Source organism: Nitrincola nitratireducens (assembly GCF_000585235.1).
In the GTDB taxonomy this organism is placed as follows: Bacteria; Pseudomonadota; Gammaproteobacteria; order Pseudomonadales; family Balneatricaceae; genus Nitrincola; species Nitrincola alkalisediminis.
This window is the reverse complement of sequence record NZ_AONB01000016.1, coordinates 41,235-67,943: the sequence shown is the minus strand read 5'-3', so window position 1 is coordinate 67,943 and position 26,709 is coordinate 41,235. Positions and strand designations below refer to the sequence as shown.

Annotated in this window: 26 protein-coding genes, 2 pseudogenes and 1 riboswitch; of the genes and pseudogenes, 12 read left to right on the top strand and 16 right to left on the bottom strand. The window is 45.8% G+C overall.

Features of this window, described 5'->3' with window-relative positions; all coding sequences use genetic code 11:
- Window positions 1–3: 3 nt before the first annotated feature.
- Window positions 4–2,127: a putative bifunctional diguanylate cyclase/phosphodiesterase gene (locus tag D791_RS13380; RefSeq protein ID WP_051514528.1), complete on the top strand. Its 2,124-nt coding sequence runs from the start codon at window positions 4–6 to the stop codon at window positions 2,125–2,127.
- Window positions 2,128–2,268: 141 nt separating this feature from the next.
- Here D791_RS13380 and minE read toward each other — a convergent pair whose 3' ends face one another.
- The 6 genes from minE to D791_RS13350 all read right to left on the bottom strand — a co-directional run bounded on the left by minE (window position 2,269) and on the right by D791_RS13350 (window position 8,695).
- On the bottom strand, window positions 2,269–2,529 hold the full coding sequence (minE, locus tag D791_RS13375; RefSeq protein WP_036512581.1) for a cell division topological specificity factor MinE: 261 nt from the start codon (window positions 2,527–2,529) through the stop codon (window positions 2,269–2,271).
- A gap of 2 nt (window positions 2,530–2,531) precedes the next feature.
- Window positions 2,532–3,353 carry a septum site-determining protein MinD gene (gene minD, locus D791_RS13370; RefSeq protein ID WP_036512578.1) on the bottom strand — a complete coding sequence of 274 codons (822 nt, stop codon included), beginning with the start codon at window positions 3,351–3,353 and terminating at the stop codon, window positions 2,532–2,534.
- 41 nt (window positions 3,354–3,394) lie between these two features.
- Window positions 3,395–4,129, bottom strand: coding sequence for a septum site-determining protein MinC (gene minC, locus D791_RS19115; protein WP_051514527.1), 735 nt, complete (start codon window positions 4,127–4,129; stop codon window positions 3,395–3,397).
- 257 nt (window positions 4,130–4,386) lie between these two features.
- On the bottom strand, window positions 4,387–5,601 hold the full coding sequence (locus tag D791_RS13360; RefSeq protein WP_036512575.1) for a D-amino acid dehydrogenase: 1,215 nt from the start codon (window positions 5,599–5,601) through the stop codon (window positions 4,387–4,389).
- A gap of 148 nt (window positions 5,602–5,749) precedes the next feature.
- Window positions 5,750–5,844: riboswitch (glycine riboswitch) on the bottom strand.
- A 124-nt stretch (window positions 5,845–5,968) separates the two neighbouring features.
- A complete protein-coding gene (locus D791_RS13355; RefSeq protein ID WP_036512571.1) occupies window positions 5,969–6,676 on the bottom strand; it encodes a pseudouridine synthase in 708 nt (235 codons plus the stop codon).
- 39 nt (window positions 6,677–6,715) lie between these two features.
- Complete coding sequence (locus D791_RS13350; protein WP_036512568.1) at window positions 6,716–8,695, bottom strand: methyl-accepting chemotaxis protein; 1,980 nt, start codon at window positions 8,693–8,695, stop codon at window positions 6,716–6,718.
- A gap of 380 nt (window positions 8,696–9,075) precedes the next feature.
- Here D791_RS13350 and D791_RS13345 point away from each other — a divergent pair, with 380 nt between their 5' ends.
- The 5 genes from D791_RS13345 to D791_RS22195 all read left to right on the top strand — a co-directional run bounded on the left by D791_RS13345 (window position 9,076) and on the right by D791_RS22195 (window position 12,916).
- A complete protein-coding gene (locus tag D791_RS13345) occupies window positions 9,076–9,408 on the top strand; it encodes a type 2 periplasmic-binding domain-containing protein (RefSeq protein WP_036512565.1) in 333 nt (110 codons plus the stop codon).
- 421 nt (window positions 9,409–9,829) lie between these two features.
- The gene (locus D791_RS13340) at window positions 9,830–10,825 is read left to right on the top strand and encodes a tripartite tricarboxylate transporter substrate binding protein (RefSeq protein WP_036512562.1); all 996 of its coding nucleotides are present in this window, start codon (window positions 9,830–9,832) and stop codon (window positions 10,823–10,825) included.
- A gap of 77 nt (window positions 10,826–10,902) precedes the next feature.
- On the top strand, window positions 10,903–11,406 hold the full coding sequence (locus D791_RS13335; protein ID WP_036512560.1) for a tripartite tricarboxylate transporter TctB family protein: 504 nt from the start codon (window positions 10,903–10,905) through the stop codon (window positions 11,404–11,406).
- A 12-nt stretch (window positions 11,407–11,418) separates the two neighbouring features.
- Entirely contained in the window at window positions 11,419–12,246 is an 828-nt protein-coding gene (locus D791_RS22200; protein ID WP_272944848.1) for a tripartite tricarboxylate transporter permease, read from the top strand.
- Window positions 12,194–12,916 carry a tripartite tricarboxylate transporter permease gene (locus D791_RS22195; protein WP_272944847.1) on the top strand — a complete coding sequence of 241 codons (723 nt, stop codon included), beginning with the start codon at window positions 12,194–12,196 and terminating at the stop codon, window positions 12,914–12,916. Before D791_RS22200 ends, D791_RS22195 begins: the two co-directional genes overlap by 53 nt.
- Before the next feature lie 112 nt (window positions 12,917–13,028).
- Here the strand turns inward: D791_RS22195 and D791_RS13325 are convergent, their stop codons facing one another.
- Window positions 13,029–13,877 carry a class III extradiol dioxygenase family protein gene (locus D791_RS13325; RefSeq protein ID WP_036512557.1) on the bottom strand — a complete coding sequence of 283 codons (849 nt, stop codon included), beginning with the start codon at window positions 13,875–13,877 and terminating at the stop codon, window positions 13,029–13,031.
- Between the two features lies 1 nt (window position 13,878).
- Entirely contained in the window at window positions 13,879–14,226 is a 348-nt protein-coding gene (locus D791_RS13320; protein WP_036512554.1) for a protocatechuate 4,5-dioxygenase subunit alpha, read from the bottom strand.
- Between the two features lie 233 nt (window positions 14,227–14,459).
- Between D791_RS13320 and D791_RS13315 the strand changes: the two genes are divergently transcribed.
- The 6 genes and pseudogenes from D791_RS13315 (at window position 14,460) to D791_RS13295 (ending at window position 19,448) form a co-directional block, all read left to right on the top strand.
- The gene (locus D791_RS13315; protein WP_036512551.1) at window positions 14,460–15,683 is read left to right on the top strand and encodes a LysR family transcriptional regulator; all 1,224 of its coding nucleotides are present in this window, start codon (window positions 14,460–14,462) and stop codon (window positions 15,681–15,683) included.
- 137 nt (window positions 15,684–15,820) lie between these two features.
- Window positions 15,821–16,765, top strand: coding sequence for a Gfo/Idh/MocA family oxidoreductase (locus tag D791_RS13310; RefSeq protein ID WP_036512548.1), 945 nt, complete (start codon window positions 15,821–15,823; stop codon window positions 16,763–16,765).
- A 66-nt stretch (window positions 16,766–16,831) separates the two neighbouring features.
- Complete coding sequence (locus D791_RS21820) at window positions 16,832–17,020, top strand: hypothetical protein (RefSeq protein ID WP_337588652.1); 189 nt, start codon at window positions 16,832–16,834, stop codon at window positions 17,018–17,020.
- Window positions 17,020–17,822: pseudogene (locus D791_RS13305) on the top strand (aldo/keto reductase). The gene D791_RS21820 and the pseudogene D791_RS13305 overlap by 1 nt, the downstream one beginning before the upstream one ends.
- Window positions 17,823–17,884: 62 nt before the next feature.
- Window positions 17,885–18,625, top strand: a complete 741-nt coding sequence (locus D791_RS13300; protein ID WP_051514526.1) for a hypothetical protein — start codon at window positions 17,885–17,887, stop codon at window positions 18,623–18,625.
- Window positions 18,626–18,629: 4 nt separating this feature from the next.
- Window positions 18,630–19,448, top strand: a complete 819-nt coding sequence (locus tag D791_RS13295) for a sugar phosphate isomerase/epimerase family protein (RefSeq protein WP_036512545.1) — start codon at window positions 18,630–18,632, stop codon at window positions 19,446–19,448.
- 69 nt (window positions 19,449–19,517) lie between these two features.
- Here D791_RS13295 and D791_RS13290 read toward each other — a convergent pair whose 3' ends face one another.
- The 8 genes and pseudogenes from D791_RS13290 to D791_RS21065 all read right to left on the bottom strand — a co-directional run.
- Window positions 19,518–20,360 (bottom strand): class III extradiol dioxygenase family protein, encoded by an 843-nt coding sequence (locus D791_RS13290; protein ID WP_036512542.1) that lies wholly within the window; start codon window positions 20,358–20,360, stop codon window positions 19,518–19,520.
- Between the two features lies 1 nt (window position 20,361).
- The gene (locus tag D791_RS13285; RefSeq protein ID WP_036512539.1) at window positions 20,362–20,715 is read right to left on the bottom strand and encodes a protocatechuate 4,5-dioxygenase subunit alpha; all 354 of its coding nucleotides are present in this window, start codon (window positions 20,713–20,715) and stop codon (window positions 20,362–20,364) included.
- Window positions 20,716–20,730: 15 nt separating this feature from the next.
- Entirely contained in the window at window positions 20,731–21,600 is an 870-nt protein-coding gene (locus D791_RS13280) for an amidohydrolase family protein (protein ID WP_036512535.1), read from the bottom strand.
- Between the two features lie 37 nt (window positions 21,601–21,637).
- The gene (locus tag D791_RS13275) at window positions 21,638–22,690 is read right to left on the bottom strand and encodes a 4-oxalomesaconate tautomerase (RefSeq protein ID WP_036512532.1); all 1,053 of its coding nucleotides are present in this window, start codon (window positions 22,688–22,690) and stop codon (window positions 21,638–21,640) included.
- Entirely contained in the window at window positions 22,683–23,360 is a 678-nt protein-coding gene (locus D791_RS13270; protein ID WP_036512530.1) for a 4-carboxy-4-hydroxy-2-oxoadipate aldolase/oxaloacetate decarboxylase, read from the bottom strand. The genes D791_RS13275 and D791_RS13270 overlap by 8 nt, the downstream gene beginning before the upstream one ends.
- Before the next feature lie 11 nt (window positions 23,361–23,371).
- Window positions 23,372–24,382 carry an amidohydrolase family protein gene (locus tag D791_RS13265; RefSeq protein ID WP_036512527.1) on the bottom strand — a complete coding sequence of 337 codons (1,011 nt, stop codon included), beginning with the start codon at window positions 24,380–24,382 and terminating at the stop codon, window positions 23,372–23,374.
- Between the two features lie 332 nt (window positions 24,383–24,714).
- Window positions 24,715–25,368 carry a hypothetical protein gene (locus D791_RS21070; RefSeq protein ID WP_237748650.1) on the bottom strand — a complete coding sequence of 218 codons (654 nt, stop codon included), beginning with the start codon at window positions 25,366–25,368 and terminating at the stop codon, window positions 24,715–24,717.
- A 15-nt stretch (window positions 25,369–25,383) separates the two neighbouring features.
- A pseudogene (locus D791_RS21065) lies at window positions 25,384–26,564 on the bottom strand (sugar phosphate isomerase/epimerase family protein); the annotation flags it as partial.
- Window positions 26,565–26,709: the final 145 nt, after the last annotated feature.

The following is a 26,709-nucleotide window of genomic DNA, read 5'->3' as shown; positions in this document are numbered from 1 at the left end:
GGGATGAAAGCCGGTAAAACACTGTTCATGTTGTTGATTCTACCGGCTACACTCACGCTCATAGCGGCTTTTATCTTTAACTATGTGGCATTATCACAGCTGAAAAATCACTTTGTCAAAAACAGCCGCATTTTAGAAGCCAATATTGACACATTAGCACTTGCCGCCCATTTTAATCAAACCGTTGCGCAATTGAACTTCCGAGTCATTGAGCTTTTAAAACAAGCAGATGAGCAGCAACTCAGTGAAATTGAACTTTACTATGCTCATCGAGAAATTGTCGATGAACTTGCTCTGCAAAATCAAATTGTGGATCGCTTAGCGAACTCCGAGTTAGTCAAAATAGTTAATCATGGCTCTGCTATATCTCTACAAGAAGAGTTTAAAAACTACCGCCGCTTAATGATTATGTCGACTGAGATCATTGCCATCGATCCAAATATCGCTTCACGTTTCTTTTCGTCTGCCCAAGATAGCTATGCCCAGTTTTCCTTGTTTAGCAATCGACTTAGCGTACTCCTAACCGAACAATCGAAGAGGAGCCATCTAGCAGAGCAACGGATTTATGAAAAAGAGTTTTTTTATTACCTTGTGTTAGCGATGATTACCGCCTCCTTGCTGATGGTGTTGGTCCTCTTTGTTAGCCACCGAACCTCCAGTCGCATTCGTGTGATTGCCGATGCCCTGAGTCAACTTGCCTACAATCAATCACCCTCAATCAAGCTTGCCAAAATTGAAACCCTCGCCAATAGTGCTTCTGGCGAGTTTAAACGGATTGCGGATTTACTGCTAAACTTCCGAGACGACATGGTACGGCGTATTCGCGCCGAAGAAGAAAACCACCGCTTAATATACTCTGATGCCCTGACTGGACTCCCGAATAGACGCCTCTTAATTGATCGATTAGAACATCTAATCAGCACACTTGCACATCATCCGGCCCATTATGCGCTCTTGTGGATTGATATGGATCGCTTTAAATCAGTTAATGATTTAAAAGGGCATCAAGCAGGTGATCGAATCCTGCAAGAAACGGCTGTCCAATTGGCGTCACTGATCCCTGAGGCAGATACGTTGGCCCGCGTTGGTGGGGATGAATTCGCACTCTTACTTGAGTTACGCTCGAATAGCCTAGCCGAGGCCGCACTTGAAATTGAACCCTTGTCTGAAAAACTCTGCTCACATTTAACAGTAGATTATACGCTAGAAGAGTACACGCATTTTTCCAGCGCCAGCATTGGTGTGACATTATTCTCAGGTTCAGAACTCAAAGCAGAAGCACTGCTAAATCATGCCGAGATTGCCGCTTATCAAGCAAAAGAAGCGGGACGAAGCACCGTTTGTTTTTACGATCCTGATCTACAAAAGGCACTTGAAGAGCGCACACTTTTAGAAAATGAGCTAAGACTGGCGACTGAGAAGGCACAATTACGTCTTTACTACCAACTTCAATACAACCATCTAGGAAGAGTTATCGGCGCTGAAGCGTTAATACGCTGGCTACATCCAGATAAAGGATTGATTCCTCCTTTTAATTTTATACCGCTTGCCGAACAAACAGGATTGATTATCCCGATGGGGCAGTGGATTCTCAAGACAGCTTGCCAACAACTGGCAAAATGGGCCAACTCTCCAACAACCGAGAGCCTGACGATTTCAGTGAACGTCAGTGCTCGCCAATTCCGTGAGGACAGCTTTGTTGCGGATGTCAAAGACGCGCTACAACACTTTCAGGTCAACCCCAAACGCTTAAAGCTTGAAATTACGGAATCTATTGTCCTTGAACATATAGAACAGACCATTTCAAAAATGCTTGAGTTACGAGCGATTGGTGTCACCTTCTCGATGGATGATTTTGGAACAGGTTATTCGTCCTTGCAATATCTTAAGAGGCTGCCCCTAAACCAACTGAAGATTGACCAGTCCTTTGTACAAGACATCACCACAGACAATGAAGACTCCGTAATTGTTAAAACCATTATTGCAATGGGGCAAGCCTTATCACTGGAGATCATTGCAGAGGGGGTCGAAACCCTAGAGCAACAAAAACAACTTGAGCAGTTTGGCTGCTTAGCCTACCAAGCTACTACTTCGCTAAACCCAGCCCGATTGATGTGTGCATGTTAGACATCACCAAGGCCAATGCTGAAAAGCCGCTTTAACGTCTTACGCCTTTGTTCACGGAGTGAACTTAACCGATAGCCTGTTTCAAAGCTATCGGTTATGTACTCAACCAAACGTCGCAACCTTAATGCTGGCACCCACGGCTTATTTGCCGATTGGATAGTCAACATTGATTTCGATAACCGATACGTTCTCGCCCTCGTTACGTACTTCCATTTTCAAATCATCACTGGCAATAGGCACGTATTTACGAATCACCTCGAGAATCTCACGCTGCATTTTCGGCATCCAGTCTGGCTGCTGATTGGCAGAGCGCTCGTGAGCAACCAACACTTGCAGCCGATCCTTTGCGATACTGGCCGATGTTTTTTTGTTTGCTCTCCAGAAGGTAAAAATACCTGACATCTTTATCTACCTCCGAATAAGCGTCCGAGGAAGCTTTTCTTCTCAATTTCCGTAAATCTCATAGGGACATCGTCACCCAATAAACGCTTTATCACATCTTCGTAGGCTTGCCCGGCAGGATCTTGTGAGTTCAGTACAACGGGCTTACCTTGGTTAGATGAATCCAAAACGACTCTCGATTCGGGAATAACCCCAACCAGAGGAATGCTCAAAATATCATCGATATCTTGTATGCTCAGCATTTCGCCGCTCTCCACCCGATCCGGCGAGTAACGCGTGATCAACAAGTGCTGAGGGATGCGTTTGCCCTCTTCTTCGGCCAAGCGTGTGGAGCTGTCCAGGAAGCCAAGGATTCGATCAGAATCGCGCACCGAAGAGATCTCAGGATTGGTCACGACAATGGCTTCATCCGCAAAATACATGGCCATTTTAGCGCCCTTTTCAATACCTGCGGGGGAATCACAGATCACGTAATCAAAATCTTCAACCAACTGGCTGATGATTTCTTTAACGCCTTCGTGCGATAAATGATCCTTGTCACGCGTTTGAGATGCCGGAATCATATACAAATTATCACTAATTTGCTTAACATGAATAATCGCTTGATTCAGCTTGCACTCTTTTTTCAAGGCTTGAATAAAATCAAACACCACTTTACGCTCACAGCCCAAAATCAAATCCAAGTTGCGCAAGCCTACGTCAAAATCGATTACAACGGTTTTTTTACCAGCCAATGCCAGACCTGCCGCAACTGAGGCACTTGTTGTGGTTTTACCCACTCCACCCTTACCTGAGGTGACGACAAATACTTTACCTTTACTCATGTATTCCTCCCGAAAAAGCCCAAACAAATCAACAAGGCCAGTTAAAGTAAATCAATAATCATTTTTTGATCGTGCTTAAACGTCTGACACGGTTTATGCAATACATGCTCGGGTATGGAGTCACGTATTAGGTAATCACCGTCAATCAACAGCAACTCAGCATCCATCGATGAACAAAAGATCCGAGCATTTTCATTTCCAGTTACACCAGCCATTGCACGCCCACGCAACGCCCCATAGACATGAATACTGCCATCCGACATGACTTCTGCGCCATTACTAACGTTCGAGACAATAATCAGATCACGCTGTCTTGCGTAAATTTGCTGGCCTGAACGCACGGGCGTGGTGATAATAAGGGCTTCATTTGCGATCGGTGTTTCAATGATCACAGGGGCTTGGCTAACACTGGGCTCAGATTTTACGGGTGTTGCACGACGTTGAGTGTCGAGTTGATCACCTAAATAGCTAACGCCCTGTGCTTCGTACAGATCTTGATACTCTGGACAACCTCGAACCGCAAAGGGGTTTGCTCCCACACGCCGAACAAGACTTACAATGCCTGCAAACACTCGGCTATCTAAGTAACAGTTCGACATTTCCAGAATCACGGGCATGCCACGAATAAGTGCCGGTGCATTATCAATAAAATCATCTAACTTATCTTGCAACAGGTATAGCTGATGTTCATCTATTCCTGTTAACTGAATACAGGCTACACTGGTCATACTTCCTTTTATACGCACACTTGCCTGTGCTGAAGAGGTCATATCCATAACCACTCCTTCAGGTGAACAGATTCATTCATATCGTTACTCTTAAAACCAGACATCGGATCGACGCACTTACTATTTGAATTGTGCCTTGATTACGCTTTTATAAGCGTCAGCCGTTATCGACAGAACATGATACCTTATTCAACAAACCGAAAAATACTGATTAGGCCCTGTTCAACCATAAAAAAACCGCACACCTCCGTCTTTTTCAGAGATATGCGGTTATTTATGCATTAAAACGATATTGGCAATACGCCTCAATCGAGAGGAATAGACTCAGCCAAGATATCGGCGGTAATGGCCGAGAGCGTCCAACCCAAATGGCCGTGGCCTGTATTGTAAAAGACAGTGGGTAAGTTGCCTTTGCCGACTTTAGGCATCATATTCGGCATCATCGGACGCAATCCCGCCCAAGGGACAACGCTGCGGGTGCATACCCCAGGAAAGCAGCTTTCAACCCAATCAATCAAGGGTCGAATACGATCCGCTCGAATATCTTTGTTCAAGCCATTAAACTCAGCCGTTCCCGCCACACGGAAACGATCATCGCCCAAACGACTGCTCACCAGCTTGGTTTCATCGTCCAGCAGACTCACCGTCGGCGCAGACTGCTGACTGACCTCATCCGTCAAATTGACGGTAATTGAGTAACCTTTTACAGGGTATATATTGACGCGATCACCCAACGATGCGGCCAAACCACGACTGGCAGTTCCTGCCGAAATCACAATCGCATCGAAGTCAGAGGTTGAGACCGTCCCCTCCGACTCCGCAGTGACTTGCGCAAAAAACTTGTCGGCACGAACCGACTTAACGGTTTGCCCATATAAAATTTTGACACCACGTTTTTCGCAAGCCGATGCTAAGCCAAGGGTGTATTTATGAATATCGCCCGTTGCATCACTTTCTGTGTAAAAACCACCGTAATACTGGCCTGCCAGGGTAGGTTCTATCGCGCGCATTTCTTCTGGTGTGACGGCGTAACGCTCAAGCCCACCTTTAGCCAATAAAGCACTCACGGTTTGGGCATGGTCAAAGCCTGACTTATCACGGTAAATATGTAGAATTCCACGTTTTTTCAAATCAAAGTCTATGCCTTCGTCCTCCGCCCAGCTGAAAAGATGCTGACGCGCGGCGATTGCTAAACGTGTGGTTTCAATGGTGTTGCGCTCATATTGGGGGATCGATGCAATAAATTCAGCAAACCAAGACAACTTGTGCCAAGAAGGCTTAGGATTGACTAATAGGGGAGCATCCGATTTTAAAATCCATTTCAAGCCTTTGAAGATGGTTGACCAATGCGTCCAAACCTCAGCATTAGAGGCCGACAGTTGTCCTCCATTAGCAAAGGAGGTCTCCATTGCGCAATAACGGCTTTTTTCAAAGAGAGTGACATCAAAGCCACGTTTGGAGAGTGCATAGGCGGAAGTAACACCAGTGATGCCACCACCAATGACAGCAATACGTTTCATATTTTTCCCAAAGACGTCAAAGGTTAAATCCCACCTTAAAATGGAATACCCCCTCCGTTTCGGGACCTGAGAGATTCACCCAGCATGATGCCAAGCTTGCTCCTTCGGTGTGCCGGGTGACGATTCACCGACAGCTCTTCGGAGTTTTATTCAATAATCGGTCCATTTGCCTGAGAGTTTCCGGGGTGGTTGCTCCTTCGGCGCTGCTACGGCTATGCCTGCAGTCTCTCCCGATATATTTCAAAACGCCGTGAAGTTTAGCAAATACGACACAAATGAACAGCCCATATCGACTAAAGTTATAGAAAAACACTCTATCATCTAGGATGAGATCATCCATGTATTGTGAAGATTGGAAAACACAAATTTAATGAAAAATCTGTGTCTTGATGGCTTCAATTTCACTGTGAGTTAAGTAACGCCATTCCCCTTCAGCAAGCTCGTCTAGGCTCAACTGCAGAATGTGTGTTCGTTGCAAATCCACCACATGATAGCCAAGCGCTCGACACATTCGCCGAATTTGTCTATTTATCCCCTGAGTTAAGCATATTTTAAAACGATCATGAGAGAGCAATGTTACTTGACAGGGCTGAGTGAGTTGCCCATCTAGCACGACCCCCTGCTCCATCTTTTCTTTAAATTCAGTATTAAGTGCAGCGTTTTGAAAATGGGGTCTTGCCTGAACCTCATATTGCTTAGGGTGCTCGTATTGAGGAGAAAGCAATCGATGACATAAGTGACCATCGTTTGTTAACAACATCAGACCTCGTGAGTCTTTATCAATCCTACCTACAGGAAATAAGCGCTGTGGTAAAGTGAGATGATGGATAATACTGGCGGGGTCATCTGCTCGACAATTGCAATCAATGCCGACAGGTTTGTTATAGAGCACATATAAATGCTGCTCAGACAACAGAACCCTTTGACCATCGACCGTCACGCTCTCATCCCCTCGGAAAGGGGTATGAGGCGTAGCGGTTTTCTGATTCAGTTGAACGCGCCCTTCTGCAATTAAGCGGCTTGCCACTTTTCGTGAGCACACGCCCGCTTGACTTAAATACTGAGTCAGCCGCATTTTTCATAGATCACTGTAAAAAATAAAAGGATCATAGCATTAACGCAATTTATAGTGACCCACATCTTTCGCAATTTGCCCAAACGCCGTGGTCATTTGATCGAGGGAAGCATTCAGATGAAGAACACGATCACGAGTCGATTGAGCTAAATTAGCGACGTTTTGAACATTACCCGACACATCTTCCGTTACAGCTGTTTGCTCTTCAGCGGCTGTGGCCACTTGCGTAATTAAACTATTCACTTTTTCAATTGCTGTGAACAACTCATGAATGGCGTGCTGATTTTCAGCAACTAAATCGCTACTACCCGATGCCGCTTCAGCGCTGGTCATCATTGATGAAAGGGCCGCCTCACTGCTTTGATTGAGTTTAACAATCATTTGCCCTATTTGTTCTGTGGAGTCCTGCGTTTTCTTGGCCAACTGCCTGACTTCATCGGCCACCACCGCAAACCCTCGCCCAGCATCACCAGCTCTTGCCGATTCTATGGCCGCATTTAAAGCCAACAGGTTAGTTTGTTCAGAAATCGTTCGTATGGTCTCCAGAATATGTTCAACACCACTAAAGTCATCCTTCAGGGTTTGCACCAATCCTTGGCTGCGCAAAATGCTTTCGTTTATGACACTAATCGCGCTAAGCACATCGTCAGAAACACGACTGCTCTTTATGCCAAGTTCGTTAACATGGCGCGTTTGGTCCGAAGCTTCACGCATATTTTTTGCAATATCTTGGCTGGTATACGAAAGCTCTTGGATCGCAGTGGCCACCGCATCCGAGTTATCTGCTTGAGACTTCACATTTTCTAAAGAATCCGAGACATCTGTTTTGACCTGCTTTAAAGCCTTCTGAGTTGAGTCGGTTTCACTAGCAATGAGTTGCATGGATGCGGCTAAAAATGATAAGTGCTTATCCAGTGATTGCCCGATATCCCCCAGTTCATCCGCAGAGGAATCCTTCAGGCGCAAGGTTAAATCACTTTGATCTGCCACTCGATGTAATAAACCATTAATTCGCTTAACCCGCGTATTAATCGAACGAATCGCACTCATTGTGATCAATAAAACAACCCCAAGCACGAAAAGGAAAGACACCATTGCCACAACTTGTTTTTGAACCGCTTTATCATGAGTGGATTCAGCACTTTGCATCAAAGTCGTTACCGCGTATTGAGAAATCTGATCTATATCACCAATCATTGAAGTTGCAAGCGCAAACCAATTGGCGGGTCCCTGCAGCTCATTCCCTTCTTGATAGACATTGAGCTGAGATAAAACCTGCTGCACCTGTTGCCAATGTGACTGTGATTTTGCACTGTCCAAGCGCGTCAGTAGCTCGTCTGTCGCAAAGTACCGAAACCGAGCTTCTCGCAAATTTGTATCCAAGATGTAACGTTGGATCTCGGCCAAATTCACCATGGACACGCTTTTAGCATTAAAGGCTCCATTTAATGCTCCTCTATATTGCCCAATCCGCTCTTTCATCCACATCAAGGACAAATTGGCTTCCATTAGCTCTGTTGTTTTGGGTGATACCACCGACGCAATCAGCAAACTCTTAGCCTCTAAAGCCAACCGATTCAATTCCGAATAATAGGCAAAACTCTGGCGGCCATTTAAGCGATCAACGTCAGCACGAAGACTGGAAAGCTGCTCTAACGTTGCTTGCACCTCGGCGACAAGCGAGCGGTGACTCTGAGGCAAACTTGACGCGTACTGTTTAAATGATGCAACAAACATATCCACTTTTTGCCGCTGCTGTTGCATGGCCACTTGCTGTTGCGCTTGACCTCCTGACCCTAAAAAACCAGCCGTTAACCCACGCTCTATTGCCATTTCATGAGACAGAGCTCCAAGGTATTGACCCAATTCTACAGTCGTTAACTCTTGATCAGCTTGTTGAATTTCAACACGAATTTGTTGCCACCAAAAAACTGACATCACAAAAGCAAACAGCAATGGAATCAACGAAATCATCAACAACACGGTTCTTAGTTTCAATTGAGCTATTAATCGAGTCATTTGCCCCCCTTTTATAAAATAATACTCTCCATTATGCTCGTTTGGTTAAAACAGACTCTAAGCAGACCATTTTATTATAGGATGCATCAATCAAATAACTAACGATCTACTAACATTTGCATTAAAAATGTCATAAGCGGATCGACTGAAACGCCTGCCAACTCTGGATCTTCTGCATTTTTGTCAGACACTACTGGCGAGAAGGTTAGTAAGTCAATTTTTTTGATAACTGGAAAAAGAAGAATTGACCACTCAATAATGATTTTCCTAATCGTAGTGGTCAGGCTTGCCCCCGAAGCAAAAGCGACATTCTCATCATCGCCTTTCCAAGCCTGTCCTTAATCATGCTGACCTGGATGGGCTAGCTCCTATGGCTTATAGTGTTCTATCCCGTACTTCCGGGGGTCGCACCGATTACCGATGAATTCCCTGGATTCAAAGACTATTTACCCTGGGGGCCTTTCTTTGGTGTTTTCGTCAAAAAAGGCACACCCGACGCGGCAGTCGATACGTTAGTGAACGCATTTAACAAAGGTGCTCAGCATCCAGAGTTTGTTGAATTAATGGAAAACCGTGGCTTCATCATCATGAATGCCTCTGGGAAAGAAGCGGAAGACTTTTTAAGCAGCTATCGCTCTGTCTCATCTTGGGTTGTTCATGAAGCCGGATTTTCAAAGCACTCACCTGAGGAGTATGGAATACCCAAGCCTTGATGCAGTGCAGCATTTAAAAGCAGCCTTCTGGTGCTTATTTCTTAGGAGTAAGTGCCAGATTTCTCGAGTGAGCCACACATACTAAAATAGAATAATGCCCTTGAAAGCCAATATCAAACTAACAAAAAACGAAAAATATATATACTTATAAATCAATAATTTAAGAAATAAAAGAAATTTCAAAAATGCAAAAAATCTAATCGCTATCTAAAAATACAATATTATTGTCAGAAAAATGGAATTGTCTTATGGCGCGGGCCAAACAATACTTCGTACCAAGTCTGAATCGTTATTTCTGTAGGCCTTTCTATCAGAATAGCATTTTTCAATCAGCCTTAAACAAGTATCTCATTGTTAACATAGAGTTTATAATGAGAGAAAATTTGTTTGCTAGTCAGAATGATAATAATTGGAGTAACCTATGAAAAAAACAATAATAAGCGCGATTGCCGCTATCGCCTTTTCAAGTGCCGCGTTGGCTGACTACCCCACTAAAGACATTCAAGGCATCATTCAATGGGGTGCGGGTGGCTCAACAGACACCGTCATGAGAGCCATCACGCCTCATGTCGAAAAAGAGCTGGGTAAAAGCATTATTTTATCAAACAGAACAGGTGGCGTTGGCGTCATTGCAACACGCTTTGTCGAATCCAGACGCGCTGATGGCTACACACTATTACTGGGCGCCGAAAACCCACAGATGTACAAGGTCTTGGGACTTGCGGATATCGATTACAACGATATGATCCCTGTGAACATTATTGCACGTGGTACCCCCATTTTTGTTGCGCATAATGATGCTCCATTTAATACAATGACTGAGTTTGTTGAATACGCTAAAGCCAACCCTGGTAAAGTCCGTACAGGCTCTACAGGAGCAGGCGGTTTAACATCCATCGTCCTTGCTATGCTTGATAGCCAAGTTAAAGTTGATTTAACTACCATTCCATACGATGGTGATGGTCCTGCCTTAACAGCACTTCAAGGCGGTACAATTGATATCATGCCAGCGGTACTCGGTGCTGCCATTGAGCATATTCGTGCAGGCCGCTTAAAAGCGATTGGTCTCGTCGACGTTGAAGCGAACGATCTATTACCCGGTGTTGCACCAATCGTCGATGAAATCCCTGGCTTTAGCTCTTACTTGCCTTGGGGACCCTTCTTTGGTGTCTTCGTTAAAAATGGCACGCCTGACAGTGTTGTAGAAACACTGACCAATGCGTATAGCAAAGGTGCAGAGCATCCTGACTTTGTCGACCTGATCAACGGTCGCGGCTTTACCATGATGAACATTTCTGGAGATGAAGCACGTCAGTTCCTTGACAGCTATCGCTCAGTATCATCTTGGTTAGTGCATGACGCAGGCTTCTCTAAAAACTCGCCCGAAGAGTTTGGTATACCTCGCCCAAATAACTAAGGTTATTACACGATGGGGCAAGGCTATATGCCTTTCCTCATCGTTCATATTAAAAATTTGTAAAATTCGGAGGCAGGATGACTGGTATCAGCACACGAATGCCCGGTGAAGTTGTTTTTAGCTTCGTACTGGTTATATTAAGTTTAGTGATTTTTTGGCAAGCCTATTCAATATCAGGATTTTCATCAATCAGCTCGCCCGGCTCTTTGCCCTTAGCTGCTTCCGCTATTATGGTTATGTCAGCCTGTTTTAGTTTTGTGAAAACGCTAAAAAAACCTTTAGAAAACCACACGTTGTTTTTTACACACGTATTACCTCCGATTGTTTCAATTATATTAGCGTTTATTTTAATTTATTCCGTTGTACTTGAAAAACTAGGATTTATTGTTTCGACGTTTACCTTTTTGGTCATCAGTATTCAGTTTTTATACCGAAAGCACTTTTTAATTACATTAGGATTGGCGCTCATTTCGTTAATTACTGTTTACGTTGTTTTTCGCCTCATCTTTCAGGTCATTTTGCCTGAAGGGATCGTGCCCGAGCGTGAAATCATCGCTGCAATTCGAAACCTATTCAGTTAGCAGGAATGTACCATGTTTGAAGCTTTGCAATATTTCAGTATTTCCTGGGTTTCACCTGAGCTCATGTTTCTAACGGCACTGGGTACTTTTTTAGGTATTTATGTCGGTGCCATTCCCGGCCTGTCAGTGACCATGGCCGTCTCCATTTTAATATCCTTTACATTCTCTTGGGATGTAAACAGCGCCCTCTGTTTAATGGTGGGCGTTTATATGGGTGGAGTATACGGCGGCTCTAGAACAGCTATTTTGTTAAATATTCCAGGCGCCCCCTCGGCAATCGCAACGGCCCTTGATGGTTACCCATTGGCGCAACAGGGTAAAGCCGGCGAAGCCATTGGTCTTTCAACCGTCATGTCCGTGATCGGTGGTTTTGTGGGCATTATCGTACTTGCCGTTGCTGCACCGCATGTCAGCGATTTTGCGCTGACGTTTCAACCACGCGACTATTTATTACTCGGCCTTCTCGGTATTTTACTGGTTGGATCTTTATCCGGCGGCAATATGGCAAAAGGGCTATTTGCCGGTGCGTTTGGTATTCTGATCGGTACAGTTGGCCTCGACCCTCTCACGGCTGAGGAGCGCTTCACCTATGGTGTGGTTGAACTCTGGAGCGGTATTAACCCAATTGCGGTAATGATTGGGCTTTTTGGTATCACCGAAGCACTCTCGCAGCTGCATCACATGGATAAAGTTGCCGTCAAGCAGCGTATTGATCGTCTGATTCCTAAATGGGGTGACGTTAAAAAATACCTACTTAAGTTTGCGCTCGTCTGCAATCGGTGTTGGCGTGGGTTCTTTGCCTGGCGTTGGAGGCGATATTGCTGCACTCATGGCATATGACCAAGCGAAACGCTCCACAAAAAATCCAGAGGTCGAGTTTGGTAAGGGTGCTAAAGAAGGCTTGGTAGCCCCGGAGTCTGCAAATAATGCCGCCGTTGGTGGTGCGTACATCCCCATGCTGACACTTGGAATTCCTGGCGATGCCGTGACCGCAGTCTTCATCGGTGCATTGTTCATTCACGGTTTGAATCCCGGGCCTATGCTGATGATTGAGCGCCCTGAGATGTTCTGGTTTACAGTGGGGAACCTGACGCTCGCCAATATATTTGTGCTTATCTTCGGCTTAACGGGCATTCGCCTCTTCTCAAAAATAGTCGAGTGTCCAAAAGGCATTCTAATACCCGTTATTTTCCTACTGTCGATTGTTGGCGCATACTCCATCAACAACTCCATCGCGGATGTTTGGTGGATGCTAGGCTTCGGTATGCTGGGTTACTTTTTTAAGATGTACGGTGTACCTGTAGGGCCGATTATCCTCGGGGTGATTTTAAGCCGTCTAATTGATGATAACTGGCGTCGTGCCATCATGTCTGAGAGAGGTGATCTTTCGAACTTCTTTATCAACATGATTAGCAGCCCCTTGTCAGCCACCTTGCTGCTGGCAATCATTTTGATCTTACTATCGCAAACACCGATCTGGAAGAAAGTTTTCAAGCCCAAAAACACGTAACAGTTCATAGGCCTTCAAACTCAAGCATATACCCTTTGCCCCAGCACACTGCTGGGGCTTTTTTTCATCCAAATCGAACCAGCCCACCCTGTTTTTTCAGGGTGGGCCACGACTAGCCTTCGTTCATCGCTAACAGTTGCACTCCCGCACCTGTATTTGAAATCGGCAAATGATAGCTACGATGCAACTCGGTTAGAACACCGCCCTCAAGTGCACCTCGCATCGCCAACCACATATTCAACTCAACACCCTGCGCACCCGCCTCTCTGACTAAGTCGTGAATGCTTAAACGCGTCAAGGCTTCCGGCTCATGGACGATTTTATCCATACAATACAGATCAAACGGCTTATTAATAAACCCTGCACGCTCACCATCCAACTGATGCGATAAGCCCCCCGTCCCCATAATAATAACCTTTTCAGATCCTGTGTACGAATGGACTGCCGCCCCAACCGCTTGGCCTAGCTTGAAGCAGCGTGCGGGTGTCGGCATCGGGTGACGCTCACAATTAATCGCAATGGGTATCACTTTGACGTGCCCATATTGATGCCCAGGCCACATTAGGGTTAAGGGGACGGTCAAACCATGATCGACACGCATTTCCTGACACACGGTGATATCAAATTCAGCCGCAATCAACTCATTAATGATGTGCCATGACAACTCAGTTTCACCGGTCACCGGAGGAATAGGCTGAATTCCCCACCCTTCATCGGCATTGTGATATTCAGGTGCCGCACCTATAGCAAAGGTTGGCTTCTTGTCATGGAAAAACTCTAAACCATGATCATTATAAAAAATAATTGCGATATCCGGTGCTTGTGCATTTAACCATTCACGTATTGGTGGGTAAGATTCAAAAAAAGCTTTCCAATACGGCGTCTGCTCTAATTGCTTATCCATTGCCATACCGATAGCCGGAATATGAGACGTTGCAATTCCACCTAGTATTTTAGCCATTTTACTCTCCTGCCTTCACTAACATTGCTTTGAACTCATCAACACTCATACCAGTTTGCAAAGCCCCGACATCCTGGACATTTAAACCTAAAATACCTGCAAATTTTGCCAAATAGTAAATACTGCCACCCTGCCTTAAGAGCTCCAGAACATCCCGATCCTTAATCGCTTTTTTCTGAGCATCACTTAAGCCAAACAGTTGACAGTAAGCCTCTTCATCCGCAACAAACGCATTGCGAGCCTCAGCATCGTTAAATGAGTAGCACATTTTATTGAGTGGATAACCTAAGGTGGCCATCTGGCCATCAAACATAATAGTTCCGGGTATATCTTCATATGAAGTGTTCATTTAAATCACCTATTTATTCTTGATAGATGATCAATATAAACACGACTAAAGATATTTTTTTATGACATAAATCAACATAGAACTTAATATAAAAAAACAAAATTTAACAAAAAGAATTTAACCTTTAAATAAAGCACAAAAAACGCATTTAAAAAATAAATCTTTATTTGATTATGCTTTATTTATCATTCAATTTTGATATAGTTAGCTGAGTTACCGCTGAGGAACCTAGCATGAACATGACCATACCCAACCTAAGACATTTACGCGTTTTTTTAGAGGTTGCGGAGCGCAAAAGCATAACCCGGGCATCTGAAAGTATTTTTCTTTCTCAACCCGCTATTACACAAGCGATTGCAAAACTTGAAATACAACTCAACACACAACTCTTTGAACGTCACTCCGATGGCATGTATCCAACAGAAGCCGGAGCCGTATGGCAACGCCGTGTTCAACGTGCATTGGAACACTTACAGCTGGGCTGCTTAGATATTGCAAAAGAGACACCCCATAAAACGGTAACGTCGGGAAAAGGCCTTCTAACACTCATCACCACCACTCAACTCAGGGCACTCATCGCCGTCTGTGATGCGCAAAACTTTAGCATTGCCAGTCGCAATATTGCGGTGTCTCAATCCTCTGTTCATCGCGCTGCCCGCGAGTTGGAACGCTTACTGGGTGTGGTGTTATTTGAAAAAACGAGTCTAGGCATTGCATCCACTAAAGCGGCTCGAACACTGACAAAAGCCACCAAACTTGCCTTCTCTGAAATTCGTCAGGGATATTACGAAATAAATTCCCTCCAGTTCAAGGAGGTCGGCAGCATTGCCATCGGCAGCATGCCGCTTGCGCGCACGCATTTATTGCCACAAACCATCAATGCGTTTTCCAAAACCTACCCTGATATCAACCTCACCATCATCGAAGGCCCTTACAACGACTTACTCCATCATTTACGTCAAGGGGATATCGATTTACTGCTCGGTGCCTTACGCTTCCCCACTCCAGCCGACGACATAGAGCAAACCGAGCTACTCTCTCCTCCTTTATCCTTAATCGCACGCAAGGGTCATCCCCTAAGCCATTTTTCGCAGATTACGGCCAAAGACCTTGTCGACTATTCTTGGGTTATTCCCGCGCAAGGTACGCCAACTCGTCGCTCATTTGAAGATCTTTTTAATCAAGCGGAGCAGCCATTACCCCATCGTATTACGGAGTCCAGTTCTCAAATACTTATTAGAGAACTGCTACTGGAAAGCGACCGACTGGCCCTCATTTCTGCGCATCAAATGCATCGTGAGCTATCGCTTGGACTACTACAGGTCTTGCCGCTACCCCTTGAGCACACAAGGCGGCCCATCGGCTTAAGCCTTCGAAAAAACTGGCTACCGACACCTCGACAATCCTATTTCATTGACCTGCTGAAGGAGGTTTCTAAATCCTACACTGCGGAGTAAGTCATCGTTCACTTTCAAAAAATGAATAGCTATCGCGGTTTATCGATTGTTCATATTCCAAACTGAATGCTAGATTGAAATCAATCCAATTAACCCTAGCCTTTAAAAAAGATACGTCTAATCAGTAGGAGATACGCATGAGAATTTGTGTAGCGGGTGCCTCAGGTGCCTTTGGTATGAAACACCTTGACGCTTTAGCTCAAATTGAAGGGGTTGAGGTTACCTCTGTTGTCGGGACACGTATTGAGAGCATCAAAGCGTTTGCCGAAGAACGAGGCATAGCTCACTATACAACCGATCTTGCTGAAAGTTTAGCACGCGAAGATGTGGATGGCGTGATCTTAGCCACTCCCACACAAATGCATGCATCTCAAGCGATTCAATGCTTAGAAGCAGGCAAACATGTCATGGTTGAAATTCCGATGGCCGACAACATTGAAGACGCTCGTCGTCTAGTTGAGGTTCAACAACAAACGGGATTGGTTGCCATGGCGGGACATACGCGACGCTTTAACCCTAGCCATCAGTGGATTCACAACAAAATCCTGGCAGGTGAACTCACTGTTCAACAAATGGATGTTCAAACCTACTTTTTCCGTCGCTCAAACAAAAATGCATTAGGACAGGCTCGCTCATGGACCGATCACTTATTGTGGCACCATGCTTGCCATACCGTTGATCTTTTCCAATATCAAACAGGTCAAACCGCCGACAGAGTACAAGCATTACAAGGGCCTATCCACCCAGAATTGGGGATTGCCATGGACATGAGCATTGGCATGAAAGTGCCTAATGGAGCCATTTGCACTCTGTCACTTTCGTTCAATAACGATGGCCCATTCGGCACTTTTTTCCGTTATATTTGCGATAAGGGTACATACATCGCGCGCTATGATGATCTTTACGATGGTCACGAAAATAAAATAGATTTAACGGGTGTTGCGGTCTCTAACAACGGTATAGAACTGCAAGATCGTGAATTTATCGCCGCCATTCGTGAAGGCCGTGAACCCAACTCAAGTGTTGCTCAGTGCTTACCTGCAATGGAAACCTTGCACAGACTGGAGCAATCACTCAACTAAAACTCATTTTTTGAGTAGATCGTGAAGTGCGCTGCACTTCACAGCATATAAGGATACTTAACGCCCATGTCTCAAACATTCGAGCCCCTTTTTCAGCCGTCCAAAATAGGCTTAGGCTGCATGAATCTTTCCCATGCATACGGCACGCCTTTATCCGAACCTGAAGCACTGAACGCCCTACGCAAAGCATTTGATTTAGCTATCGCCACTTTGACACGGCAACGCTCTACGGAAAAGGCACGAACGAGCGCTTAATTGGAAAAGCCCTCTCAGACATCCGCGAGGATTTTTTTCTGGCCAGTAAATGCGGTATGGCCATAAACGAAGAAGGCAAAAAAGTGATTGATGGGCGCCCATCTACACTTCGTCAACAGTGTGAAGACAGCTTACGTCGACTCAATACAGACGTGATTGATCTTTACTACTTGCACCGCAAAGATCCAGCCGTTGATATCACAGAAAGTGTCGGCGCGCTTGCAGACTTAATGCGTGAAGGCAAAATCAGATCGATTGGCTTGTCTGAGGTTTCAGCAGCCACTCTGACAAAAGCCCATAAAGAAGCGCCCATCAGCGCCGTGCAATCAGAATACTCCTTGTGGACTCGCAACCCTGAAATTGCCGTTAAAGATACCTGCCAAGACTTAGGATCAGTCTAGTTGCCTTTAGCCCTCTGGCACGTGGTTTTTTAACCGCAAGTGTCTGCTCCACCGAGCACTTGGTGGCTCAAGACATTCGCTTGAACATGCCCAGATTTCAAGGTGAGCACCTGAATAACAATTTGAAGTTATTAACCAAATTCCAAACTCTTGCCGAATCATGGGAACTGAGTTTGGCCCAGTTAGCACTGGCTTGGGTGTTGCATCAGGGTGAGCATATATTGGCCATTCCGGGCACTCGCTCTATTGAACACATGCAGGATAACTTCACAGCAGGAAACATCGCGCTTACCCCTGAGCAGCTGTCATGCTTGAATGAATTAATCAATCAAAAGACGGTCAGTGGCCCGCGTTACAACGCAGCTCAACAGCAAGAAATTGATACAGAAGAGTTTAACTAAACGTGATTCAAGCCTAGGTAAAATGCTATAGTGGGCGAATATGATTAGACTTAGGGCACCTTATGAGCAGTGATAAAACCGATACTTCTGACTTTGAAATTTTAGGCATTGAGTTTATTGAGCTGTTGGCCAATGAACTCAACGAGGTTCAAACATTTCTTGAGGACTATGGATTTTCGTTAATTGCTCAGCATCGCCGTAAACGTGTTTATTTATTTAAACAAGGTGCCATCAATATCATTGTTAACTGTGCCGATGACTCTATTGCCAAAGCCTACCTTGAAGAGACAGGCATCTCCATCTATGCCATTTGCTTGAAATGCTCAGATGCCATCAAGTGCCATACTGAACTGTTAAAACGCGGTGGCTGGAACTGCACCAGCCGCTCTGGTCCCATGGAGCTGAACATTCCTGGAATCGAAGGTGTCGGCGGCACTCAGATTTACTTAGTGGATCAACTGCGTGAAGACGTCAGCATTTATGAAATTGACTTCAAAATGCTAGACTCACCCAAGATGCAGCCGGAACGACTGTCTCACATTGACCACCTTTCAATTAAAATTGAAGAAGGCCGCTTACCCGCCTGGATGGCGTTCTTTAAAAACCTGCTGGGCTTCGAGTCCTTAAATGAATCCACCTTGCGTATTCCGGGTAAACAAGGCGTGGAACTGAGCCTAGCTGAAAATACTGACAACTCACAAAGTGAATACTTTGATGAAATTGGTTTTAAGGCGTGCGAAGAACACACAAGCGTCACACCCTCACGACCTTCAAATCTTGCCGTTAATTTTAAAGTGATTTAGGCCTATGTTCTCCATTTCTGCCAGCTTAGTGAACTCAACTCACCCTGAATCCTTAAAGCTGATTCGTGATGCAGGCTTTACCACTATTGATTTGAGCCATCATGATTTCGGTGCGGATGTACGCGATATCGACCAAATCCGCGAGTTCATTCAAAACCATGATATAAAGATTGGCAGCTCTTCAGGCTTGCGAGAGTTCGGGGGCAACAACAGCCATATTCATGAATACGATATGGATTTGGCCAAATCCTATATTAAAACCATGAATCGCTTAGGCTGTGAATTATTAATTGTCACCCCTCCAACGATTCGATCACGCAATATTCAAGCGGAACGCATTAAAGAAGATTTACAAGCTCTAGCCAACCTGGCCATTCCTTATAAGGTTAAAATTGGCCTGAAAGCCTTATCTTGGTCGCCGTATATTGGCAGTTATCAAGAGGCGTTATCGCTTGTTGATGAAATCAACAGCCCTAACTTAGGACTGGTATTAGACACTTTCCATTTTTTTAGCGAATCCGAAGACCTGTCCGTTGTGGCATCCATTCCAACGTCTCGTATTTTTCTGGTTCAATGCTCAGATTTTGCGTCAAGCATGACCTACTCGCTCGAAGATCAAATAGAAACCTATCACCACAAGCGCTTAATTCCCGGACAAGGATTCCATGAGCTCGGCATTCAAAGCCTGATTACGGAGTTAAATCAACGGCAATACAAAGGCTTATTTTCGATCTTTGCCAATGACCAACAGTATCAACTGCTTGACCCTTACGAGTCGTTAAAGCAAGTGTTAGCCTTCACATCAAAGTTTACTACGCGATAAACCTTGAGAATAACGCAAAAAAAAACCGCATCTGCCACTGACAAAATGCGGTTTTTTTACGAGCCAATCTTAGTGTTCATGCTCCAGCAACAACAACCCAGCGCCTGTATTTGAAATAGGCGCATGATAGTTGCGATGCAGCTCCGTAATGTTACCGGTTAACGCACCGCGCATTGCCAGCCACATATTCAGCTCAACACCCTGCGCGCCACCGATTTCCATCAGATCGTAGTTGCTCAATTTAGTCAGCTCTTCAGGTGCCGTCACGATCTTGTTCATGCAGTCAATATCAAACTCACGATTGATAAAGCCAGCACGTTCCCCATCCAACTGATGAGACAAGCCGCCAGTACCAAACAGAACAACATTCAAATCCTGATCAAAGGACTCTATCGCACGGCCAATGGCCTGACCTAGCTTAAAGCAGCGTGCGGGTGTTGGCATTGGATAACGCTCACAGTTAATACAAACCGGAATCACCTTCACATGACCGTATGCATGGCCCGGCCACATCAAACTTAACGGAACGGTTAAGCCATGATCCACGCGCATTTCTTGGCAAATCGTGATATCAAACTCGTTCTCAACCAGATCCGTAGCGATATGCCAAGACAGCTCTGTTTCACCCGTGACCGGTGGAATCGTGTTAATCCCCCAGCCCTCATCTGCATTGAGGTATTGAGCCGCCGTTCCAATCGCAAACGTCGGCTTGCGATCCAAGAAAAACTCTAAGCCATGATCATTGTAAAAAATAACCACGACATCCGGTTTTTTCTCATTTAACCAGGCTCGCACAGGAGGATAAGCATCAAAAAATGGCTTCCAATAGGGCGTTTGCTCCAGCTTATTGTCCATTGCCATGCCAATCGCTGGTATATGTGAGGTTGTGACCGCACCGATAATCTTAGCCATTTTACTCTCCCGCCCCATTTTTTCTGAGCATTTCTTTAAACTCATCTACGCTCATACCCGTTTGTAAGGCGCCAATATCTTGCATATTTAACTTCAAGAGGCCTGCAAACTTCGCTAAATAATAAATGCTGCCCCCCTCGCTCAATAGCCCAATAATATCGCGATCAAGAATGGCTTTTTTTTGTGCATCACTTAGGCCAAACTGATCGCAATACGCCGCTTCATCCGCCATGAAGGCTTCGCGGGCGGTTACATTATTAAAGGAGTAGCACATTTTATTCAGCGCATATCCTTTATTGGACAGTCCCCCATCAAAAATGTAGGTCCCGGGTAAATTAGGTTTAGGTAAAGGCATGATATTCTCCGCCGCTTAGGACCAATAGAGTCTCATAGGGTTATCGACCAGCAGAGCTTGCTGGAGTTCGGCTGTCGGCGCAATCTGTGGAATCACATCCACAAGATGACCATCATCAGGTACATGAGACTTCATATTCGGATGCGGCCAATCGGTGCCCCAAAGCACACGATCCGGGAAACGCTCAACCAGTTTTTTGGCAAACGGAACCACATCAGAATAGTCCGGCGCTTGCAGCGTCAGACGCTCTGGACAGCTGACTTTGGTCCAGATATTCGGATTATCGGCCAATAGATTCACAAAACGTTCAAAATCAGGATGATCTACACCCTTTTCAACATCAGGACGTCCCATGTGATCAACCACGATGACACTATCCAGTTGCTTTAAGAAAGGAATCAACCCTTCAAGATCCGGTGCTTCAAAATACACAACAATATGCCAGCCCAGAGGTTTTATTTTCTCGGCAATCGACAAGAAAACCTCTTTAGGCGTTGTGTCCACTAGACGCTTCACAAAATTAAACCGCACCCCACGGACACCTGCGTCATGCATTTCTTGCAACTCCGCTTCAGTAATGGCCGGATCAACAACGGCCACCCCTCTAGCGAGTTCTCCCGCTGCGTTGAGGGCGTCGATCAATGCGGCGTTATCGGTGCCATGGCAGGACGCTTGCACAATCACATTGCGTTCAAAACCCAAAAAATCACGCAGGCTGAATAACTGCTCTTTCGAGGCATCGCAAGGGGTATACTTGCGCTTTGGGTGGTAGGGAAACTGATCCGCTGGACCAAAGACATGACAATGCGCATCTACCGCTCCGGCTGGCGCTTGATACTTGGGCTTACTGGGGCTGGGATGAAAGGGTAAATAATCAGCATCCATCGTTTTTATACCTATATTATTAAAATGTTCACTATGTTTAGACAAAGACTTGGCCGTCAAACAGCTTGCGAGCCGTTCGTAAAATAGCGGCGGAAGTGACGTGCCCGCCCTCACTCTCAAGGATCACGGTCATGGAACCGATGGGATGTTCAACTTCACACTGCGTTGAGTGAGAAGGTGTTAAATCAGCCACTTTGGCTGCGGGGGATCCGGGTAGCATGGCTGCGGTCGCAACGCTCACGGCTCCTAGAACGCCAATGGAGGCATGGCAACGATGAGGAATAAAGGTCCGCGTTGACAAACTCCCGCCCCGCGTAGGTGCGCTGACCAAGCTCATTTTAGGGACGGATTTGTGAGTCACATCCCCTAGGTTCATGAGGGGTCCTGCCTTTAAGCGAATCACCTCTAAGCGCGCTTTTAGAACCTCGTTCTGCTCCAGCTCGTCTCGTGTTTCTTGCCCAGTGATATCAAAATCCGCTGCATTCAGCACAACGACAGGCATACCGTTATCGATTAAGGTCACTTCGACCCCTTCAATAATATCCACTGTATTGCCTGTTGGCAGTAAGCTGCCACAGCTTGAGCCCGCCGTATCCATAAAGGTTAAGGGGATCGCTGCTGCGCTGCCCGGTACACCGTCAATGCGCGCATCACCTTGATAGCTCACTTGCCCCCTAGGCGTTGCGACACGAGCCTGCGTCACTTGCCCTGTGTTTTCCATGAAAATTCGTACCAGCGTTTCGTCGGCATCGGCGTGAACCAGTCCTCTCTCAATGGCAAAGGGCGCGACGGCGGCTAGCATATTGCCGCAGTTTTGCGCATCACTCACCAAGGCTTGATCTACATAAACTTGCAGAAATAAGTAATCGACATCCGCATCTTCACGCACAGAGGGTTTGACCACGGCAACCTTCGACGTTAACGGATCGGCTCCCCCCATACCGTCAATTTGACGCGGGTCTGGTGAGCCCATCACTTTCAACAACACTTCATCGCGCAGCGCACTGTCACTGGGTAAATCAGAGGCCAGAAAAAAGCCACCTTTAGACGTTCCACCGCGCATCCACATACAAGGAATGGCGTTAGACATACTTAAGCCCTTTTTCAGCCAAACGCGGGCGCATATCATAGATATCCAACCCCAACTCACCGTTGGCCAGACGTACACGCTTATCTTCCTCGCGCTGCATGCGCTCTAAGGATAAACGCAACACCTCAGCGGCCTCCTCCCGACGTACCACAACAACGCCGTCATCATCCGCAACAATAACATCGCCTGGCTGGATGTAGGCTTGTGCACAGACGATTGGAATATTAACGGAACCCAGGGTTTCTTTTACCGTGCCCTGAGCGTGTACGCATTTTGACCAAACGGGAAAGTGCATTCTGCGCAAATCACGAATATCACGCACGCCGGCATCAATAATCAGTCCGACAACACCGCGCGCTTGCGCAGAGGTCGCTAACAAATCGCCAAAGAAACCATCATCGCAGGCAGACGTCGGTGAAAAGACCAACATATCACCGGCTTGGGCTTGTTCAATGGCCACATGCATCATCCAATTATCACCCGGTGCACCGGAAATAGTGATGGCACTGCCTGCGATGCAAATATCATCGATGATTGGTCGCATATAATGCGCCAGCAGCCCTTTACGTCCTTGCGACTCATGAATGGTCGCTACACCACATTGCGCCAATCCTTCAATAATGGATGACTCTACACGCTCAATAGTTTGTACTACAACTGGCTTATTCATGGAGACTCCTATTACACCTTCAGACGGCTAAAAACACGGCGAATGTTATGCTCAAATATTTGTGCTTTTTCACTCTCATTTAAGCGCGTGTTGTTGTCGATGTAACGTTTGGTATCGTCAAAATAATGACCCGTTTCAGGATCAATTCCGCGGACGGCACCAATCATTTCTGACGCAAATAGGATGTTTTCAACCGGAAGGATATCCAGCAATAGATCGATCCCTTTCTGGTGATATACACAGGTATCGAAGAACACGTTTTTCAACACCAGCTCTTCCAGAGGTGGCAAACCTGCGTCTTGCGCCAAGCCACGGAAGCGTCCCCAATGATACGGAACAGCACCACCGCCATGCGGAATAATGATCTTTAATGTGGGGAAGTCTTTAAACACATCAGACATCATGAGCTGCTGGAAGGCCGTCGTGTCCGCACCTAGATAATGAGATCCTGTGGTATGAAAGCAGCTGTTGCACGACGCACTGACGTGTACCATGGCTGGAATATCATATTCCACCATTTTTTCGTAAATGGGATAAAACGCTCGATCCGACAAAGACACATCGTTCCAGAAACCACCGCTGGGATCAGGGTTCAGGTTAATGCCGATAAACCCCATTTCTTCCACAGTCCGTACGATCTCGGCAACAGACTTAGCTGGAGAAACACCCGGTGATTGGGGTAATTGAGCCACTGGCGCAAAATTCTGCGGATATAAATCGCACACACGGCGGATTAAGTCATTTTGTTGTTCAGTCCAAAAACGGCTGGTGTGCTCATTTCCGATGTGATGGCCCATCCAGCTCGCCCGTGGCGAAAAAATGGTCATATCGGTGCCGCGTTCACGCTGTAAGCGCAACTGGTTCTTTTCTATACTTTCACGGATTTCATCGTCACTGATGATAATCTGCCCCTTTTCACCGATGTGGTCTGGGTTTTCAGCCAGTAACGCTTTTTGTTTTTCACGGTACTCACCTACTTGGGGAGGCGTGGTGGTGTAATGACCGTGGCAATCAATGATCATGTAAGTATCCTCTATCCAGCTCGGAGCTCGTATCCGAGTGCGGCCTGCAAGTCATCTTTATAGTGCTTTTAACACGCGAAGACGCGCACTTTTCAGACCGCTCAATGTTATTTTAAGACACGATCAGTATTGAGGCAGATGGGACGGGAAGCCATTTCATTTTGACAAAAATGCTATTGTATTTTTAGATAACCAAACCTCATAATAGCAAAACAACCCAACAAATAGCCTCTAATATCAAGGCATACATCCCTAACAGCCTATAGGAATTTGTGTAATAGCCAAACACCAACCTAAGAAAGCGTCCGGCATAACTCATAGGGTTAACGCCACTAACCGCTGGCGAATTTAGCCGCTTCATGACGCGCTTGCGCCGCTAAACGGACAAATGCATTCCCCTCGCCATAACGGTCATAGTTGCCAAGACGTTGGACCACTTCAAAAAACACACCGTTGGTTTCCAAGGTATAGAAATGTATAAACTCGCCGTCCTCGTTGCGATCATAGAGAAGGTTATACCTTTGCAAGCGCGCGACAAACTCAGCCTCCAAATCAAAACGCGCATCAAGATCCCGATAGTAATTTTCGGGAATCGACAATAAGTGAACCGCATCAACCTGAGCGACCACCTCAAAAATATCCTCGCAGGAAAAGGCAATTTGCTGAACGCCAGAGCCTTTGGATTTATTCAAAAAACGCGAGGCGGAAGCATGGCGAGCATTGGTCATGTTCAGTGGAATACGAATTTTCTTATTAGGGCTAACCGCCACTCGACTGACCACCAAGCCATAGATATCCGACAAGTCCTGACTGGCTTCAATCGAAAAATCGAATAAGGATTTGTAAAAGAATCCGGCTGAAAGAAAGTCCGTATTGGAGACCGTTTGCCCCATATGATCAATGCGATTCAGGCCTATGCCTTTATCGGACTCATCGATCTTTTCAAAATCGACATCAAAAAAACGCACTTTGCTTTTAGCATCCACAAAATAGACAAGACTGTTACCAATGCCGCGTATGGCGGGAATATTCAGCTCACCCGGCCCTGTTTGATGACTGAAGCGCTCACATTGATAACGCTCGCTAACGCCAGAGTCGATTTAATATCATTGCACGCTAAAGCCAATGCACAAACAGACACACCGTGTTGCTGATAGTGCTCCCGCGCTTGGCTTTGCGGCTCTCTATTCAAAATCAGATTAATATTGCCCTGCCGCATCAAGCTTACATCTTTAGACTTATGGCGGTGCGTCTCGCTAAACCCTAAGCTCTCGAGCAGATCGATCAGCTCATTTGATCCTTGCACATCTATTCCAAACTCTACAAACTCAATATCCTCAACACTTGGCGTTTTAAATGCAGGCTCAAGTGTTGAGGTTTGATCATCCAGCCACAGCAAGGAGCGCTTTCCATCAATCGCCTTTTTCAAGGGCGAGGAGGAACGGAACTCATCATTAAAAATTTCATGCGAAAGGTAATCATCAAACCCCTTTGCCTTGAGCACATTCAAGAACTCAACAACGGGCATGTCCCCTTGTCCAGGAAAGCACCGGAAATGACGACTGTACTGTAAAACATCCATTTGCAAACTCGGTGCATCGGCCACTTGCACAAGCGCAATTTTATCGAGCGTGATTTCATCGCGTAAGCAATCCAATGTATTGCCACGAGAAAACATGTGAAAGGTATCAAGTACAATCCCCAAATTAGGATGATCCGCACGCTTTACCAAATCCCATGCATCGGGGTAGTCTGCAATGTGATACCCCCAAGCCAAGGCTTCGTAACCTAATTTAATATTCTCTTGAGCGGCCATTACCGCCAGTTCGTGTAAGTCCGCTGCACAGCGCTCGCGATCAGCTGAAGAGTAGGCTTGGACATTACTGCAGAAAAGTAAGCGTTGGGTTCCTAGCTCGTGCGCCAACTGCATCTTTTTTTGAAACATTGAAAACTTAAGACGGCGTTGAGGTTCCGGCATGCCTTCCATGTCGCGAAAAGGCTGCAAGGCTATAATTTCAAGTCCGAAATCGTCAGCCATTAAGCGCACATCCTTTGCGCTGCCTTCGAATTGGGTCAAATCATTTTCAAAAATCTCGACCCCATCAAATCCTGCTCGCGCAGCGGCTGCAAATTTTTCACGTAAGGTGCCAGATAATGTCACCGTCGCTAGAGCTGTTTTCATTTTATTGTCCTGTTATCTTTTTTTCTTATACGAAAATTGAACTATGAATTATGCTTAGTCGGCATAAAAGCCAATACTTGATAGGAAAATGCTAGCACAAATGCGCGGACTTACCCTGCGTTTGCCTATGCAATCTATTCTGATT